Origin of the sequence: Flavobacterium sp. 40-81 (assembly GCF_001898245.1) — a bacterium.
Lineage (GTDB): Bacteria > Bacteroidota > Bacteroidia > Flavobacteriales > Flavobacteriaceae > Flavobacterium > Flavobacterium inviolabile.
The window spans coordinates 26,737-44,853 of sequence record NZ_MKTM01000035.1; the positions used below are offsets into that span (position 1 = coordinate 26,737).

General features: G+C 40.0%; 19 protein-coding genes. 18 read left to right on the top strand and 1 reads right to left on the bottom strand.

From position 1 onward, the window contains the following. Nucleotides 1–4: 4 nt before the first annotated feature. The 4 genes from BGO42_RS14550 (at nt 5) to BGO42_RS14565 (ending at nt 4,212) form a co-directional block, all read left to right on the top strand. Entirely contained in the window at nt 5–928 is a 924-nt protein-coding gene (locus tag BGO42_RS14550; protein WP_273247049.1) for a homoserine kinase, read from the top strand. A gap of 13 nt (nt 929–941) precedes the next feature. Then, the gene (gene thrC, locus BGO42_RS14555; protein WP_273247080.1) at nt 942–2,234 is read left to right on the top strand and encodes a threonine synthase; all 1,293 of its coding nucleotides are present in this window, start codon (nt 942–944) and stop codon (nt 2,232–2,234) included. 73 nt (nt 2,235–2,307) lie between these two features. Beyond that, on the top strand, nt 2,308–3,390 hold the full coding sequence (gene gcvT / locus BGO42_RS14560) for a glycine cleavage system aminomethyltransferase GcvT (RefSeq protein ID WP_177734299.1): 1,083 nt from the start codon (nt 2,308–2,310) through the stop codon (nt 3,388–3,390). A gap of 108 nt (nt 3,391–3,498) precedes the next feature. Then, nucleotides 3,499–4,212: a YebC/PmpR family DNA-binding transcriptional regulator gene (locus tag BGO42_RS14565; RefSeq protein ID WP_177734298.1), complete on the top strand. Its 714-nt coding sequence runs from the start codon at nt 3,499–3,501 to the stop codon at nt 4,210–4,212. A 67-nt stretch (nt 4,213–4,279) separates the two neighbouring features. Here BGO42_RS14565 and BGO42_RS14570 read toward each other — a convergent pair whose 3' ends face one another. Continuing rightward, complete coding sequence (locus BGO42_RS14570; protein ID WP_177734297.1) at nt 4,280–4,699, bottom strand: OsmC family protein; 420 nt, start codon at nt 4,697–4,699, stop codon at nt 4,280–4,282. 348 nt (nt 4,700–5,047) lie between these two features. Here BGO42_RS14570 and BGO42_RS14575 point away from each other — a divergent pair, with 348 nt between their 5' ends. From BGO42_RS14575 to BGO42_RS14640, 14 genes are all read left to right on the top strand, one after another. Further along, the gene (locus BGO42_RS14575) at nt 5,048–5,914 is read left to right on the top strand and encodes a bestrophin family protein (RefSeq protein ID WP_218618720.1); all 867 of its coding nucleotides are present in this window, start codon (nt 5,048–5,050) and stop codon (nt 5,912–5,914) included. Between the two features lie 170 nt (nt 5,915–6,084). Then, nucleotides 6,085–6,690: a TetR/AcrR family transcriptional regulator gene (locus BGO42_RS14580; RefSeq protein ID WP_177734295.1), complete on the top strand. Its 606-nt coding sequence runs from the start codon at nt 6,085–6,087 to the stop codon at nt 6,688–6,690. A gap of 27 nt (nt 6,691–6,717) precedes the next feature. After that, nucleotides 6,718–7,983: a TolC family protein gene (locus BGO42_RS14585; RefSeq protein ID WP_273247048.1), complete on the top strand. Its 1,266-nt coding sequence runs from the start codon at nt 6,718–6,720 to the stop codon at nt 7,981–7,983. Nucleotides 7,984–8,000: 17 nt separating this feature from the next. After that, nucleotides 8,001–8,897, top strand: a complete 897-nt coding sequence (locus tag BGO42_RS14590; RefSeq protein ID WP_273247047.1) for an HlyD family secretion protein — start codon at nt 8,001–8,003, stop codon at nt 8,895–8,897. 5 nt (nt 8,898–8,902) lie between these two features. Further along, the gene (locus BGO42_RS14595; protein ID WP_273247046.1) at nt 8,903–9,814 is read left to right on the top strand and encodes an ABC transporter ATP-binding protein; all 912 of its coding nucleotides are present in this window, start codon (nt 8,903–8,905) and stop codon (nt 9,812–9,814) included. 5 nt (nt 9,815–9,819) lie between these two features. Continuing rightward, nucleotides 9,820–10,560 (top strand): ABC transporter ATP-binding protein, encoded by a 741-nt coding sequence (locus BGO42_RS14600; RefSeq protein ID WP_273247045.1) that lies wholly within the window; start codon nt 9,820–9,822, stop codon nt 10,558–10,560. 9 nt (nt 10,561–10,569) lie between these two features. Then, nucleotides 10,570–11,676, top strand: a complete 1,107-nt coding sequence (locus BGO42_RS14605; RefSeq protein WP_177734291.1) for an ABC transporter permease — start codon at nt 10,570–10,572, stop codon at nt 11,674–11,676. Then, nucleotides 11,673–12,791: an ABC transporter permease gene (locus BGO42_RS14610; RefSeq protein WP_273247044.1), complete on the top strand. Its 1,119-nt coding sequence runs from the start codon at nt 11,673–11,675 to the stop codon at nt 12,789–12,791. The genes BGO42_RS14605 and BGO42_RS14610 overlap by 4 nt, the downstream gene beginning before the upstream one ends. 100 nt (nt 12,792–12,891) lie before the next feature. Next, a complete protein-coding gene (locus tag BGO42_RS14615) occupies nt 12,892–13,452 on the top strand; it encodes a TetR/AcrR family transcriptional regulator (RefSeq protein WP_177734289.1) in 561 nt (186 codons plus the stop codon). Nucleotides 13,453–13,531: 79 nt separating this feature from the next. Further along, nucleotides 13,532–14,629 (top strand): MBL fold metallo-hydrolase, encoded by a 1,098-nt coding sequence (locus BGO42_RS14620; RefSeq protein WP_273247043.1) that lies wholly within the window; start codon nt 13,532–13,534, stop codon nt 14,627–14,629. Between the two features lie 16 nt (nt 14,630–14,645). Then, nucleotides 14,646–14,858 (top strand): hypothetical protein, encoded by a 213-nt coding sequence (locus tag BGO42_RS14625; RefSeq protein WP_177734287.1) that lies wholly within the window; start codon nt 14,646–14,648, stop codon nt 14,856–14,858. A gap of 87 nt (nt 14,859–14,945) precedes the next feature. After that, nucleotides 14,946–15,938, top strand: coding sequence for a DUF3667 domain-containing protein (locus BGO42_RS14630; RefSeq protein ID WP_273247042.1), 993 nt, complete (start codon nt 14,946–14,948; stop codon nt 15,936–15,938). A 78-nt stretch (nt 15,939–16,016) separates the two neighbouring features. Further along, complete coding sequence (pepT, locus tag BGO42_RS14635; RefSeq protein WP_177734285.1) at nt 16,017–17,258, top strand: peptidase T; 1,242 nt, start codon at nt 16,017–16,019, stop codon at nt 17,256–17,258. Nucleotides 17,259–17,270: 12 nt separating this feature from the next. Beyond that, the gene (locus BGO42_RS14640; protein WP_273247041.1) at nt 17,271–17,846 is read left to right on the top strand and encodes a YdeI/OmpD-associated family protein; all 576 of its coding nucleotides are present in this window, start codon (nt 17,271–17,273) and stop codon (nt 17,844–17,846) included. The last annotated feature ends 271 nt before the right edge of the window (nt 17,847–18,117 follow it).

Below are 18,117 nucleotides of genomic sequence, written 5' to 3' on the forward strand. Positions count from 1 at the left end.
AAAAATGAACCGTATTAAACTATTTTGTCCGGCAACGATTGCCAATCTGTCCTGTGGATTTGACGTTTTAGGCTTGTGCCTGGATACGATTGGCGACGAAATGATTATTTATAAAACCGATACCAAAGGAATCCGGATTACCCGGATAACCGGAGCCGATTTACCGCTTGAACCGGAGCAGAATGTTGCCGGCGTGGCGGCTATGGCCTTACTGGAAGCCGTTCAGCCCGATTGCGGATTTGCCATTGAAATCACAAAAAATATAAAAGCCGGAAGCGGCATCGGAAGTTCTGCCGCAAGTGCAGCCGGAGCCGTTTTCGGTATTAATGAATTACTGGGCAGGCCCTTTACCGCAAAAGAATTAGTCCGTTTTGCCATGAAGGGAGAAGCTCTGGCCAGCGGAAGCGAACATGCCGATAATCTTGCTCCGGCACTTTTGGGCGGCTTTACACTCATCAGAGGTTATGATCCTTTAGACATCATCTGCATTGACAGTCCTCCAGCCTTATTTGCAACGGTAATCCACCCGCAGATAACCCTGAAAACATCCGAAATGCGGGCAGTTTTATCACCCGAAATTCCGTTAAAAAGCGCCATCAGACAATGGGGAAATCTCGGCGGACTGATTGCCGGATTGTACACAAACGATTACGGACTGATCCAGCGTTCTTTACAGGATGAAATCATAGAACCCCTGCGTAAAAGATATATTCCTAACTTTGATCTGGTTAAAGAAACCGCCTTAAAAAACGGTGCACTGGGTGCCGGAATTTCCGGATCAGGTCCTTCAATTTACGCTTTAAGTCAGGGAATTGAAACGGCTCAAAAAGTTGCACTTGAAATGAAAAAAATATATAGCGATACCACCATTCCGTTTGAAATTTATGTTTCGAAAATAAATCCGGATGGCATACGAATCATCAACTGATAAAACCTTACAAATGAACTATTACAGCCTGAATAACCCGAACCATAAAGTCTCTTTCCGGGAAGCCGTTATGCAAAGTATCGCACCCGATAACGGTTTGTATTTCCCGGAAACAATAACACCGCTGCCGGCATCTTTTTATGAAACAATAACAGCTTTAACGAATGAAGAAATTGCCTTCCGGGTAATTCAGCCTTTCGTTGGAAACGAAATTCCGGAAACGGTACTCAAACAGATCATACGGGATACAGTATGTTTTGATTTTCCGGTCATTCCTGTAGCCGATAATATTTTCGCATTAGAATTGTATCACGGTCCTACAATGGCCTTTAAGGATGTAGGTGCCCGTTTTATGTCCCGCTGCCTGGAATATTTTAACCGGGAGAATGATTGTAAAACAACCGTTTTAGTAGCTACTTCCGGCGATACCGGCGGTGCGGTTGCCAACGGTTTTCTAGGAACCAAAAATGTCGACGTGGTGATTGCCTATCCAGGCGGAAAAGTCAGTGCTATCCAGGAATTACAACTCACCACTTTGGGAGCAAACATCAGCGCCCTTGAAGTGGACGGCACTTTTGACGATTGCCAGGCGATGGTTAAAAAAGCTTTTTCCGATGCCGATTTAGCCGGTATGCACCTCACATCTGCAAATTCCATCAATATTGCCCGCTGGCTGCCGCAAATGTTCTATTTTTTCTTTGTTTACAAAACTTTGAAACCATACAACAAACCGATAGTTCTGGCCTGTCCGAGCGGTAATTTCGGAAATATCTGTGCCGGAATGCTGTCCAAACGCCTGGGCTTGCCCATTGCCCGTTTTGTTGCCGCCACGAATGCCAACGATACCGTACCCCGTTTTTTAGCAACCGGAACATACACGCCCAATCCTACAGTAGCCACGATATCCAATGCCATGGATGTGAGCAGTCCCAGCAATTTTGTCCGCATTCTGGAATTGTATCAGCATGATTTAAAACAACTGGAACAGGATTTTTCGTCCTTTTCGTTTACCGATGCAGCCACACTGGCAGCTATAAAAGAACTATACCGGCAAAACGGCTATCTTTCGGAACCACACGGAGCTGTGGGCTATCTTGGTTTGCAGCAGGAAATGCCGCAGCAACCCGGCAGTATCGGTGTTTTCCTGGAAACTGCCCACCCGATCAAGTTTGCCGATATTGTGGCTTCCGGTTTAAACATAGCGCTGCCCGTTCCGGAGCAAATTGAACGGATTTTGAATAAAGAAAAAGTGAGTCATAAAATAAAATCCTATCAAGAACTGAAAAATTACCTGATGAAAAAATAATCCCGTTTTATCCCTTTTGTCACTCCATAAAAAATCAATACATTAGCGACCTAAAATAAATATACAGCACAAAATGAAAAATACAGCATTAACGCACGTTCACGAAAGTTTAGGAGCAAAAATGGTTCCGTTTGCAGGTTATAATATGCCTGTTCAATATGAAGGAGTTAACATTGAACATGAAACGGTTCGTAACGGCGTAGGTGTTTTTGATGTTTCGCACATGGGGGAATTTTTCCTGAAAGGAGAAAATGCCCTGGCTTTAATTCAGAAAGTAACTTCAAATGATGCTTCCAAATTAGTAGACGGTAAAGCACAATATTCCTGTTTACCAAACAACGAAGGCGGAATTGTTGACGATTTAATTATTTATAAAATTGCCGATAACGATTATATGCTGGTCGTAAATGCTTCCAACATTGAAAAAGACTGGAACTGGATTTCCAAGCACAATGATTTGGGTGTGGACATGCAAAATGCTTCCGATTCCTATTCTTTACTGGCTATTCAGGGACCAAAAGCAGCTGAGGCAATGCAGTCGTTAACAGCTACTGACCTGATCAATATGCCGTATTATTCTTTCCAGACTGCTGAGTTTGCAGGAGTGAAAGATGTGATCATTTCGGCAACAGGTTATACCGGTTCCGGAGGTTTTGAAATTTATTTCAAAAATGAAGATGCCGAAACAATCTGGAACAACGTTTTTGAAGCCGGAGCCGCTTTCGGAATCAAACCGATCGGATTGGCAGCCCGTGACACTTTACGTCTTGAAATGGGATTCTGCCTTTACGGAAACGACATTAACGATACCACTTCTCCATTAGAAGCAGGATTAGGATGGATTACAAAATTTGATAAAGAATTTACCAATTCGGAAAACCTTAAAAAACAAAAAGAAGCCGGAGTAACTAAAAAACTGGTTGCTTTTGAATTAACAGAAAGAGGAATTCCGCGTCATGATTATGAAATCGTAGACAAAGACGGTGCCGTAATCGGAATAGTAACTTCCGGAACAATGTCGCCATCGTTAAACAAAGGAATCGGATTAGGATACGTTCCAACGGCTTTATCGGCTGTTGACAGCGAAATTTTTATCCGAATCAGAAAAAATGATGTAGCTGCAAAAGTGGTTAAATTACCATTTTACAAAAAATAATTATAAAAAAAGAGGCTTCAAAAGAAGTCTCTTTTTTTGTTAAAGTGCTGTAATAATTTTATTTTTGCACACTGTTTTACAAACTATAACAAAAAACAATTAACTCTTATGGGAAGAGCGTTTGAATTTAGAAAAGCGAGAAAAATGAAACGTTGGTCGGCAATGGCTAAAACGTTTACAAGAATTGGAAAAGATATTGTAATGGCCGTTAAAGAAGGCGGACCAAATGCGGAAACAAATTCCCGTTTGCGTGCAGTAATGCAAAATGCAAAAGCTGCCAACATGCCGAAAGACAATGTGGAACGCGCCATTAAAAAAGCTTCCGATAAAGATACCGCTAACTATAAAGAGGTTTTATTTGAAGGATATGCCCCTCATGGTATTGCCATTTTAATTGAAACCGCTACCGATAATAATAACAGAACTGTTGCCAACATCCGAAGCTATTTCAACAAATGCAACGGTACTTTGGGTACTCAAGGTTCTGTAGAATTCATGTTTGACCATACCTGTAATTTCAGAATTCCATCTGAAGGTCAGGATGTGGAAGAATTAGAACTGGAAATGATCGATTTCGGTGTGGAAGAGATCTTTGCTGACGAAGACGGTATCATGATGTATGCGCCTTTTGAAAGCTTTGGTGCTATTCAGAAAGAACTGGAAAACAGAAATATGGAAATTTTATCTTCCGGATTCGACAGAATTCCGCAGGTAACCAAACAACTGAATGCAGAACAGGTTGCTGATGTTGAAAAACTACTGGAAAAAATTGAAGAAGACGATGATGTGATGAACGTATACCACACTATGGTTGAAGAATAATATTCCCGATTAAAACATAAAAAAACTACGGATCGCTCCGTAGTTTTTTATTTTATAGCCTTTTTATTTATGCTTCTAAAGTAGCCGACAAAAAGATGTCTGCTTTTAACAGCTGCGATACCGGGCAATTTTCTTTGGCATTTAAAGCGGCTTTCTGAAAATCGTCTTCCGAAATTCCCGGAACTTTTGCGGCCAGCTCCAGATGGATCTGGGTGATTTTTCCGTCTTCAAAAATTACTTTTGCAGTAGTATCGATATTTTCGGGTACAAATCCCAATTCCGACAATACAAAGCTCAGCTTCATTGAAAAACAGCCGGCATGAGCCGCTCCAATCAATTCTTCAGGGTTTGTCCCTACTCCATCTTCAAAACGGGTTTTAAACGATAATTGGGCATTATTTAAAGTAGTACTTTGTGTGGAGATGGTTCCTTTACCTTCCATTCCGGTTCCCTGCCAGTTGGCTTTGGCTTTTCGTATTAATTTCATAGTAGGTTGATTTAATTTTTAATTCCTATAAAGTTAGCTATTTGTTTGTTAACAAATCCTAACCATAACATAAATTAATCGATAATTCGCCCGAATATTTAAAACAAAACAGTGCAATATGAGATAAAAAAGTGTCGTTCATCGGTAAAACAATACACTTTATCGAAATCATTTTATTTTTAGCACACGAAATAAAGATATGTGCGAAAAAATCATAATTTTATGTTAAACCAATAAATAATTTCCAAAAACAGCTATTAATATCACAAAAAAAGGCTTTACAAAAATAATATAACCGAAAAGGCAACTACTACAACTTTTTAAAATTTCACCCAACCAAACGACATAATGAGAATGAAAACCGACAACGAGAAAAACGTCAAAGAATATTTCTTTTGGCCGGAACAAATCAGCTATACTTTAGTATTATGGGCTGTTATTCCAACATTATTATACCAGTATTTTAACATGAAGTGGATCGTTATTCCATGGATTCCGGTGGCTCTTGTCGGGATTACCACTGCCATTGTGGTTGCCATGAAAAATACCCAGATGCAAAAGCGTTTGGCAGATGCCGGTCTGATATGGAATAACATTATCACACAGAGCACCGACTGGAATACTACTGTACAGCATTTTATTCCGAAAAGCAATAGTGCCTACAAAACACTTGTGCACAATCAATATGCCTGGATCATGCTATTGCGTTTTCAGTTAAAACACAACAACAACCAGCCGGGTCCGGCAGCAATGCAGGCATTGAAAAATGAGCTTGCAAATTATATTGCTCCGGAGCGTTTAAATGATATCCTTTTGCAGAAAAACAGTGCCAAACAATTGATTGCGCTACAATCGGTCATCATTAAAGAGCTGTACAACAACCAGCAGATCACTAACCAGCAGTATATTGAAATGCTGCGAAAATTAGCCGATTTGTATGATTTACAGCAGCAATGCGAAAAAATAACAAACTATACTCCCAATGGCTTTTTCAGCCGTATCAATCTTGTTATGATCCGACTGTTCATTATCCTGCTTCCTTTCGGGCTCATTAATGAATTCCGAAAATTAGGCAGCGATTTTGTCTTGTTAACGATACCTTTCTGTCTTTTGATTTCCTGTGTTTTCACCTTAATTGAAAGAACCGCTAAAAAACCTTTTGACCTTGGTTTAAATGATTCTTCTGCCCAAAAACTGGCAAAAATAGAACTCTGAACAAGCGTATAACCGTAAAAATAAACCACAACAAAAATCCCTTCTCCGGTATCATTCAGAGAAGGGATTTTTTTTAACCTGCTAACCGTCAGTTTATTATTTTTAATCAAATGATTAAAAAATTTGTTTAAATTATTTTGCTTTGCTAACTTTGTGGAAACGAAGCCCTCATGCCAAAGAAAATTGAAAAAGACAGCTCAACTGAAGAACGGATCAAAGCAGCCGCACGAAAAGTCTTTACCCAAAAAGGTTATGCCGCAACACGCACCCGGGACATTGCTGAAGAAGCCGGTTTGAATTTAGCACTGCTGAATTATTATTTCAGGAGTAAGGAAAAGCTATTTGAATTGGTGATGACCGAAAAAACGCAGCAATTCTTCGGATTGATCACACCAATACTGAGCAATGAGGCAACCGGTTTAGAGGAAAAGATTGAACAGCTAACACAGCATTATCTGGACATGCTGCTTAACAATCCGGATTTGCCCATGTTTGTACTCAGTGAGATCCGGCACAATCCCGGACGCCTCAGCAAAAGGGTTTCTGTAAAAGAGCTGCTGGTCAATTCTTCATTTGCCAGACAATTGCAGGAGAAAAAGCCGGATGTCGAAGCCTTACACTTTATCATTACCCTTTTAGGCATGATCATATTTCCGTTTATAGCCCGCCCCGTATTGGAAACCAGCACGGTAATGCCTTCGGAAAGTTTTAATAATTTCATTCTGGAACGAAAAAAAATGATTCCGGTCTGGGTCAAAGCAATTTTAGAAACATAACATTTTTTTAATCTAATTAATCAAATGATGAAAAGTATACTTTATTTCACGGTACTATCCGCTTTCTTTAGCCTGCCAATCCGGTCACAGGAAATACAGACGCTCACTATAGAAAACTGTTATGCCCTTGCCAGTGAACATTATCCTTTAGCCAAACAGCGGGAATTAATCCTGAAAAGCAGGGATTACAGTATCGAGAACATTTCCAAAGGCTATCTGCCACAGGTAAATATTGTCGGACAGGCCAGCTATCAATCGGAAGTAACGCAGGTTCCGATACAGCTGCCCAACACCGCTATTCCCGTTTTAGACAAAGACCAGTATAAGATATACGGCGAGATCAATCAGGTAGTCTATGACGGTGGTATGATCAAACAGCAAAAACTGTCGCAGGAATCAAAGTCACTTGTAGAAGCGCAGAAACTTGAAGTGGAACTCTATAAATTAAAAGAGCGGATCAACGATTTGTATTTTGGTATCCTTTTAGTCAACGAACAGCTCAGGCAAAATGCTCTTAAAAAAGACGATATTGCGCTTGGTATAAAGAAAACGGAGGCGCAGCTTGCCAACGGAACCGTTTTCAGAAGCAGCCTGGACATACTAAAAGCAGAATACCTGACCGTAAGCCAGCAAACACTCACGCTGTTGAGCAATAAAAAGGCCTATCTTAACATGCTGGCATTATTCCTGAACAAACCGCTGGACGACAATACCCTACTGGTCACTCCTGTCCCACCGGTACTCTCTACTCAAAATAACCGGCCGGAATTAGGCTTATTTGAACAGCAGGCAAAAAATATTGACATACAGCAACAGGCAATTACCATCAAGAACATCCCTAAACTAAACCTGTTTTTTCAGGGCGGTATGGGAAAACCGGCTCTGAACATGCTCAGTAATGATTTTGAGGCCTATTATATTGGCGGTATCCGTCTGAACTGGTCGCTTTTCGGGTATTATACCCAGCGAAAAGAAAAAGACCTGCTGAATATCAATAAAGAGGACATCAGCATACAAAAAGAAACGTTTCTGTTCAATACCAACTACCAGCTGCAACAGCAAAATGAAGAGATCAGCAGGCTCAGCGGTTATCTTATCTCCGATCAAGAAATCATCAGTCTGAGAGGCAGCATCAAAAAAGCAGCTCTGGCGCAACTGGAAAACGGTGTGAGCACCACCAGCGATTACCTGCGGGAAGTTAACGCAGAAGATACAGCCCGGCAGAATAAAATACTGCATCAGATACAATTGCTTGCCGCACAATATAAAGTCCGATTAACACAGGGTAATTAATTCCAAAAACCGTACGAATGAAACAGATACTTTTTACCATTATTGCCATCCCTTTTTTTATGGCCTGTAACAATACCGAAAACGGATATGATGCAACCGGTACGTTTGAAGCTGTTGAAACCATTGTTTCTGCCGAAGCAAACGGAACCATCAAAGCGTTGGCTATAGCAGAAGGTCAGCAACTCACCCGGGACCGGTTTATCGGCTATATCGATACCATTCCGCTATCGCTTAAAAAAGAGCAGTTGGAAGCCCAGATAAAAGCTACTTTGAGCAAAAAACCCAATATTGAAACACAAATTGCGGCCTATAAAGAACAACTAAAACAGGCCCGGCACGAACAGCAAAGAATGAATAACCTGGTAAAAGCAGATGCGGCAACCCGGAAACAGCTGGACGATGCCAATGCGCAGGTAAACATTTTACAAAAACAGCTGGATGCCGCCCAATCTGCGTTATCGATCACTGCCTCTTCTTTAAATGAGGATTCGGCTACGCTAAACGTTCAGATCAGACAGCTCAACGATCAGCTGAAAAAATCCAGAATCATCAATCCGGTAAACGGTACCGTATTAACCAAATATGCCGAACCGGAAGAAATGGCTTCGATTGGAAAACCACTATACAAGATTGCCGATCTGAGCAGCATTATTTTAAGAGCATACATAACCGGTGACCAGTTTTCCCAAATAAAACTGAATGAAAAAGTTACCGTTTATACCAATGCCGACACGAAAAAAAGCTACCCCGGAACGGTCGAATGGATTAGCAGCAAAGCCGAATTTACACCGAAAACCATACAAACAAAAGACGAACGTGCGAATCTGGTATATGCTGTTAAGATCAAAGTGAGCAATGACGGTTTACTGAAAATAGGTATGTATGGCGATGTGAAATTCAAACATCAAAACTAAAAAACATGAAAGCCGTTATTGTTGAGAATATAACCAAAACCTATGGCAAAGACAAAAAAACAGCTGTCGATAACGTTTCTTTTTCGGTAGCAACCGGTGAATTGTTCGGACTGATCGGACCAGACGGAGCCGGAAAGACCAGTATTTTCAGAATGCTCACAACGCTGCTCCTTCCCGATCAGGGAAATGCCAGCGTGATGGCTCTGGATATTGTTAAAGATTACCGGGAAATCCGGCAGCTTGTAGGCTATATGCCCGGAAAGTTTTCCTTATACCAGGATCTTACCATTGCAGAAAACCTGAACTTTTTTGCCACTTTATTCAACACCACCTTACAGGAAAATTACGATCTGATCAAAGATATTTACATTCAGATAGCCCCTTTTAAAGACCGGAAAGCCGGGAAATTATCCGGCGGTATGAAACAGAAACTGGCTTTGTGCTGCGCATTGATCCACAAACCGGCCATACTGTTTTTAGACGAACCCACCACCGGCGTGGATCCCGTTTCCCGGAAAGAATTCTGGGAAATGCTGAAAAAGCTGAAAACACAGGGAATTACCATTATTGTTTCGACACCATATATGGATGAAGCGAACCTGTGTGACCGGATCGCCCTGATACAAAACGGAAAAATACTGACTATTGATACCCCGTTAAACATTACGGCTGCTTACCCTGAGAAGTTATATGCCGTTAAGGCTGCCAATATGTATGCCCTGCTGCAATTACTGGAAAAATATCCGGACCGTATTAATAGTTATGCTTTTGGCGAATTTGCACACATCGCATTAAAACCGGCAGACGATGCTGTTTCACAATTACAGCATTACCTGGAAGAAAGCGGCATAAAGGCGGTAACGATTCATAAAACCGAAGCAACAATAGAAGACAGTTTTATACAACTATTGCACTAATCACAATGGAAGATCAAGTCATAATCTGCGAAAAATTAACCAAACGTTTTGGCGATTTCACGGCTGTAAACCAAATATCCTTTACGGTTTCCAAAGGGGAAATTTTTGGTTTTCTGGGTGCCAACGGAGCCGGAAAAACAACCGCTATGCGGATGTTATGCGGTTTGTCGAAGCCCACTTTGGGCAATGCGCTTATTGCCGGTTATGATATTTACAAAAACACCGAACGCATTAAAAAGAATATCGGCTATATGAGTCAGCGGTTTTCCTTATATGAAGATCTTACGGTTGCCGAAAACATCCGTTTCTTCGGAGGAATTTACGGTCTTTCCAATCAGCAATTGAAAATAAAAAGTGAAGCCCTGATCCGGAAACTCCATTTACAGAGCGAAGCCAACAGCCTGGTAGCTTCTTTGCCATTGGGCTGGAAACAAAAACTTGCCTTTTCGGTAGCAATTATCCATGAACCTAAAATTGTGTTTTTAGATGAGCCAACCGGCGGTGTCGATCCGATTACCCGGCGGCAATTCTGGGAACTTATCTATGAAGCGGCCAACAGCGGAATTACCGTTTTTGTAACCACTCATTATATGGATGAAGCGGAATACTGCAACCGGATATCCATCATGGTGGACGGTTCGATTGAAGCACTGGATACAACGGCCAATCTGAAGAAAAAATACGATGCCGTTACCATGGACGATGTGTTTTACCAGCTTGCCCGAACTGCCAGACGAGGCGAATAAAATCTGATTATGAAACAGTTTATCACTTTTATCCGGAAAGAGTTTCTTCACGTTATACGGGACCGCAAAACGCTGCTGATCCTTTTTGGTATGCCGATTGTTCAGATTTTGATCTTCGGATTTGCCCTGACGAATGAGATCAAAAACTCGGAAATCGTTATTGTCGATAATGCAAAAGATGTGGCCAGTGCTAATATAATCACTAAAATTACCGCAAGCCGTTATTTTAAAGTCAGTACCTTTTTATCACAGAATTCCGATATGGAAGCCGAGTTCCGCAAAGGAAAGATCAAGCTTGCCGTATTGTTCCCTCCGCATTTTAACGAACAGTTAGTACATGAAAACCGGGCACAAATCCAGATCATTGCCGATGCTTCCGATCCGAATACCGCGACCACGCTCACCAATTACATGACTTCCATTATACAGGAATATCAGGCGGAAATTAACGGGAATAACCCGGTTCCGTTACAAATTGTTCCGGAGATCAAGATGCTTTACAATCCGCAGTTAAAAGGTGCTCCGAATTTTGTTCCGGGCGTAATGGCACTGGTATTAATGCTTATCTGCGTTATGATGACGGCTATTTCAATTGTAAAGGAAAAAGAAAACGGTACCATGGAAATTTTGCTGGTTTCCCCGTTTAAACCCATTTTTGTGATCTTTTCCAAAGCGGTTCCTTATCTGTTGTTGTCCTTAATTAACGTCAGTACGATATTGCTGCTAAGCATTTTTGTACTGGATTTGCCTATAAACGGCAGTATAGTGTTGCTATTCCTGGAAAGTATCCTCTTTATCATTACCTGTTTAGCCATCGGTATTTTTATTTCCATTAAAACCAGTTCTCAGCAAATTGCCATGCTTATCTCGTTAATGGGCATGATGCTGCCCACTATTTTGTTTAGCGGTTTTATGTTTCCGGTTGAAAACATGCCAAAACCATTACAATTGATTTCCAACATTGTTCCGGCAAAATGGTTTTACATTATTGTAAAATCTATTATGATCAAAGGCCTCGGGTTTTCTGCCATCTGGAAGGAAACACTGATCCTTTTCGGAATGACTGTTTTTTTATTAATCATCAGCCTGAAAAGCTTTAAAACAAGACTGGAATGAGAACGATGCGTTTTTTGCTCCAAAAGGAGTTCCGGCAGATTTTCCGCAACAGAGCCATATTGATCATGATCATGGTAATGCCGGTCATGCAGCTGATCATTCTCCCGCTGGCCGCAGATTATGAAGTGAAAAACATCAATCTGGCTGTCGTGGACAACGACCATTCGACCTATTCCCAAAAGCTGATTACCACGGCTGCCGCTTCAGGCTATTTTAAACTTTCCGGTTACCGCAGTTCCTATAAAGAGGCTTTACAGCTTATTGAAAATGACGATGCCGACCTGATCCTGGAAATACCGAAAAACTTTGAACGCAACCTTGTCCGGGAAAACCACCAACAGCTTTTTATTGCCGTAAATGCCATTAATGGTGTCAAAGCCGGACTTGGCGTTTCCTATCTGAATACAATACTGAAAAATTTCAATGCCGATATTCGTTTGCAAGTACAACCGGCTACGAAATTCAATACTGCTCCGCTTATTGAAATTACGGCCTCAAACTGGTACAATCCGCTGCTGGATTACCACACGTTTATGGTTCCGGGCATTTTAGCAATCCTGATCACGATGGTGGGCGGTTTTCTTTCGGCGCTGAATATTGTTAAAGAAAAAGAAGTCGGAACCATCGAACAGATCAATGTTTCCCCTTTAAAAAAATACCATTTTATATTGGGTAAACTCATCCCGTTCTGGATTCTCGGTAATGTGGTTTTCACTTTAGGACTGCTGATAGCCTGGCTTGTTTATGGCATAACACCACAGGGAAACATCCTTTTATTATACGGTTTTATCTGGATTTACCTGTTGGCAATTCTGGGCTTTGGTCTGCTTATTTCCACATTTTGCGATACCCAGCAACAAGCTATGTTCATCATGTTTTTCTTTATGATGATCTTTATTTTGATGGGTGGTTTGTTTACCGCAATCGACAGTATGCCGGAATGGGCAAAATATATTTCCCGTTTCACACCGGTGAGTTATCTTATAGAAGTCATGCGGATGGTCGTACTGAAAGGCAGTACTTTTAAAGATGTATTGCCACATTTCCTTAAAATCGGGCTTTTTGCCGTAGTGCTTAATGTGTGGGCGGTATTGAATTATAAAAAAACATCCTGATAAAACACGAATAAGCCAACGTAAAAAGTTAATTTTTTCCAAAATACTTTTTACTGTTTTAAAAAAGTGTACTTTTACCGACTGATTAGTCAATCTTATCATGGATAAACAAAAAGAAATACTTGCCGCTGCACTGAAACTATTCGTAGAATATGGTTTTCACGGTACCGCTACCAGCAAAATTGCTAAGGAAGCCGGTGTTGCGAACGGTACCTTGTTTCATTATTACAAGACAAAAGAAGACCTGATCATTGCGCTTTATATTGATATCAAATTAAAAGTTGCGGAACATATTGAAAATGCTGTTGCATCCAATACCGATTATAAAACGCATTTTAAAAGCCAGTTTATTGCGATCATGCTGTGGTCACTGGACAACGATTACCAGTTTCGCTACATTCAGCAGTTCTATTCTTCACCCTATGCGTCACAGATAGATTATGAAGAAATACAGAAACTTTCTAAAAAAGGCTGCGAGGAACTGGAAGCTGCTATCCGCAAAAATGTGATTAAAGATCTACCGGTAGATTACCTGATTACGATTGTCAACAATTTTATATTCGGTGTGCAGCAATACCTTCGTCAGTCGAAACTGAGCTTTGAAGCAAAGAAAGAAGTGATTTATAATTCCTTTGATATCTTGTGGACCATGATTAGCTGATTTTTTTTAAACCATATAGAGTGATTAGTCAATCTAAACTTATTGCAACAAAATAATAATGAACAAAATCTTAAAAAAAATGTTACTTACAATTTTTACCATACTCATATCCTTAACCGTAATTGTTTATCTTTTTCTCCAACAGCCAAAATTCGGGAAACTGCCATCCGGTGCCCGGTTAGAGCGTATTAAGAACTCTCCTAATTTCAGGGACGGTAAATTCCAGAACAGCAGTTTCACGCCCGATCTGACGGAAGGCGCCAGCTTTTACAGCGTTTTAAAGGAGTTTCTATTTAAAGAAAATACAAGGGTAAAACCTGTAGACAGTATTCCGTCGAAAAAAACAGATTTACGGTCGCTTTCCAAAGAAGAAGATGCTTTTGTATGGTTTGGACATTCCTCCTATTTTATTCAGACCGATGGTATTAAAATCCTGGTTGACCCTGTTTTTAGCGGCGCAGCCTCTCCTGTCCGCCTGACTACAAAAAGCTATCCTGGTAGCGACATTTATACCGTGAATGACCTACCGGAAATCGATTATCTTTTTATTTCACATGATCATTGGGATCATCTGGATTATGAAACCATCAAAGCATTAAAACCAAAGGTCAAAACAGTGATTTGCGGTTTGGGTGTTGGTGAACATTTTGAATATTGGGGTTATGATACCCAACACATTATTGAAAAAGACTGGCATGAAACAATCGAGCTGCCAGATGGCATTACCGTGCATACCACCCCGGCAAGGCATTTTTCCGGAAGAGGATTAACCCGCAACCAATCACTTTGGTTATCGTTTGTATTGCAGACACCAACAAAGAAAATATTCCTGGGCGGTGATGGCGGTTATGATACCCACTTTAAAAAAATCGGGGAACAGTTTGGTCCTTTTGACCTTGCCATTATTGAATGCGGGCAATATGACAAAAACTGGAAATACATTCATTTAATGCCGGAAGAGGTTTTACAGGTTGCCCGGGATCTTCGGACTTCCCGGTTACTACCGGTTCACTGGAGTAAGTTTTCACTGGCCAACCACAACTGGGACGAACCGATAACAATGCTCAGAACCCTGAATCATAACGAAAACATCCGCCTGTGTACGCCGATGATCGGGGAAAAAATGGACCTGAATGCAGAAAAAACCTTTACCGAATGGTGGAAAAATATCAACTAAAATAACCTGAGACCGAATGTTATATATCTTTAAAACAAGCGTTAAAACCAAAAAAGACGCCCGGAAAATTGAACGTGTCTTTACCGAAAATGAGGCCATCAGCCATTTTAATTTTGACCTGGAAGACTGTGATAAAATTCTTCGTGTTAGCAGTGAAAAACTGGAAGTAACTGATGTTACGAATCTTATAACCGCATTGGGTTATCATTGTGAAGAACTAAGTGCGTAAACAAAATGTAATTATTTTGTTTTATTCTTGAAATTTCATCAGTAAAAGTGATTTTTTATTATTTTTATCGCATCAATAAATCTAATAATGAGCCACGAAAAAATACGCGATCATATCGATTGTTTAAACTGCGGAAAAATTGTCACTGAAAAGTATTGTCCGAACTGCGGACAGGAAAATGCCGAATCCCGTAAATCATTTTCTTATTTATTCACACATTTCGTAGAGGATTTAACTCATTATGACAATGCGTTCTGGAAAACAATACAATACCTGTTGTTCCGGCCTTCAAGGCTCACAAGAGAATACCTGTCCGGGAAGCGTAAAAAATATGTGGCACCGGTTAAATTATATATTTTTATAAGTTTTATTACTTTTTTCCTTCCGGGCATATTACCCGAAATAAATCATAAAAGTGATACACTCCGCCAGACACGACAGGCAGAGGCGCATAAATATGACGACAATTACAAAGAGGTCGATTCTATCCTGGAAAAGAACCAGATACCCAAAACTAAAATTGGCAACTATCGTTCTGTAAGGGAATTTGATTCGATACAAAAAACCCTTCCGGAATCGAAAAAGCCTTCAAAACTAATGGCTAAATTTGAACGAAGACTGGCCGAAATAAACGAAACATATACCATAAAAGAGATTATCTCAAAATTCAGGGAATCCTTTATTCATAACCTGCCAAAGGTACTTTTCCTCTATTTGCCCTTATTTGCTTTTTCGTTATGGCTGTTTCACAATAAGAAAAAATGGTACTATTTTGAACACGGTATTTTTACGCTGCATTACTTTTCGTTTCTATTGCTCAGCACTACCCTGTTCATGACAATTTCATGGCTATTTGATTTAATGGGCGATAATGGGCTTCTCAGTGTACTGCAATTCATCATTACCTGTGTTTATCTCGGATGGGGATTCACGTATTTCTTTAAGGCACACCGGTTTTTATACCATGAAAAACGATATATCTCGAACATAAAGAGTTTACTGTTGTTTTTTATCAACTCGTTTTTGATACTTATCGTACTGCTTATGTTTATCGTTTATACAATTTTATACCTTCATTAATTTGAATTTATTCTAAAAAGCAGGGCGTTTCATTTTAATGAAATAGTCGTACTTTTGCGTATCTCAAAAATTTTTAAAATGCAACATATTATTGATCGTTTTATCAGTTATGTAACTGTTGATACAGAATCTGATCCGAATTCCGATACTACTCCCAGTACTGCTAAACAATGGGATTTAGCAAAACAATTAGTTGAAGAACTAAAAGCTATAGGAATGGAAGATGTTACTATAGATGACAATGCTTATATTATGGCAACACTGCCTGGTAATGTGGAGCATGACGTTCCTACTATTGGTTTTATTTCGCATTTCGATACTACTCCTGACTTTACAGGAGCAAACATTAAACCGCAGATCGTTGAAAATTATGACGGAAAAGATATCGTACTGAACAAAGATTTGGATATCGTACTTTCTCCAAATTATTTCAAGGATCTATTACAGTATAAAGGACAAACGATCATCACTACAGATGGTACCACGCTTTTAGGAGCCGATGATAAGGCCGGAATTACCGAGATCGTAACGGCAATGGAGTTCCTGATCAACAATCCGGAGATCAAACACGGAAAAATCAGAGTTGGTTTTACACCGGATGAAGAAATCGGACGCGGGGCTCATAAATTTGACGTCGAAAAATTCGGTGCAGACTGGGCTTACACGATGGACGGAAGCCAGATTGGTGAACTGGAATATGAAAACTTTAATGCTGCCGGAGCAAAACTAATCTTTAAAGGAAAGAGTGTTCACCCGGGTTATGCAAAAGGAAAAATGATTAATTCCATGCTTTTGGCCAACAAATTCATTTCAAAACTTCCGAAACACGAAACACCGCAGGAAACAAAAGGTTATGAAGGTTTCTTCCACGTAACCAACATCAGCGGTAGTATTGAGGAAACAAAAGTGGAATTGATTATTCGTGATCACGATAAGAAAAAATTCGAAAAACGTAAAGTTGTTGTCGAAAAAATCGCGAAGAAAATCAACAAGAAATTTCAAAAACAATTTGGCGGTGATATTGTTAGCTGTGAAATAAAAGACAGTTATTACAACATGCGTGAAAAGGTGGAACCGGTAATCCATATTGTGGAAATTGCAGAAAAGGCAATGAAAGAGCTGGGTATTAAACCGATCATTAAGCCTATTCGCGGCGGAACAGATGGCTGCCAGCTTTCCTATATGGGCTTACCTTGCCCGAACATTTTTGCCGGCGGACACAATTTCCACGGAAAATACGAATATGTACCGGTAGAAAGCATGCAAAAAGCCGTGGATGTGATTGTAAAAATTGCGGAATTAACAGCTTTAAAAAAATAATTTCCATTACCGATGGAAGAAAAACACCAATGGGATAAGACCAATCAATGGGAAGAAGAACTGGATTATTTAAAATCCATCCTTCTAAAAACCGAATTGGTCGAAACAACAAAATGGGGCGGCCCTACCTATACCTGTAACGGGAAAAACGTTTTGGGAATTGGCGGGTTCAAATCCTATGTTGGCATTTGGTTTTTCAACGGTATTTATTTAAAAGATGAGCATAAAGTTTTGGTTAACGCCCAGGAAGGCGTTACCAAGGCTTTACGCCAATGGCGCTTCCAGTCGAAAGCCGGGATGAACGAAAAACTGATTTTACAATACGTTCAGGAAGCCATAGCCAATGAAAAAGCCGGAATGGTCTACAAACCGGCAAAAAAAGAAGCAATCGTATCCGAATACCTGCAAAAAGAACTGGAGAACGATCCGGAACTAAAAACTGCTTTTGAACAATTTACGCCTTACAAGCAAAAAGAATTCCTGGAATACATTGCTACTGCCAAACAGGAAAAAACAAAGCAAAGTCGTTTTGAAAAAATCAAACCGTTTATTTTAAGTGGTATCGGACTGAATGACAAGTACCGCTAAATTTTTTAGCTACCTGTCTTCAAACAATATTAAAAGCTCCGTTTCGGGGCTTTTTCTTTTTAAAAACAGCTTTATGATACTGTTGTTTTTCCGGAATCATTTCATTGTATCGTTATAAATTCCCACCCGATTACACCCTTTTTTATCCAAAAAGTGGTACTTATATACGCAAATATACTCAACTCCTGATTTTTATGCCAATCCATAATTGTTATTTCAATAAAAATTACAAGATTCGCAGTTCCAAAACGTATCACTATGAAAATTAGCA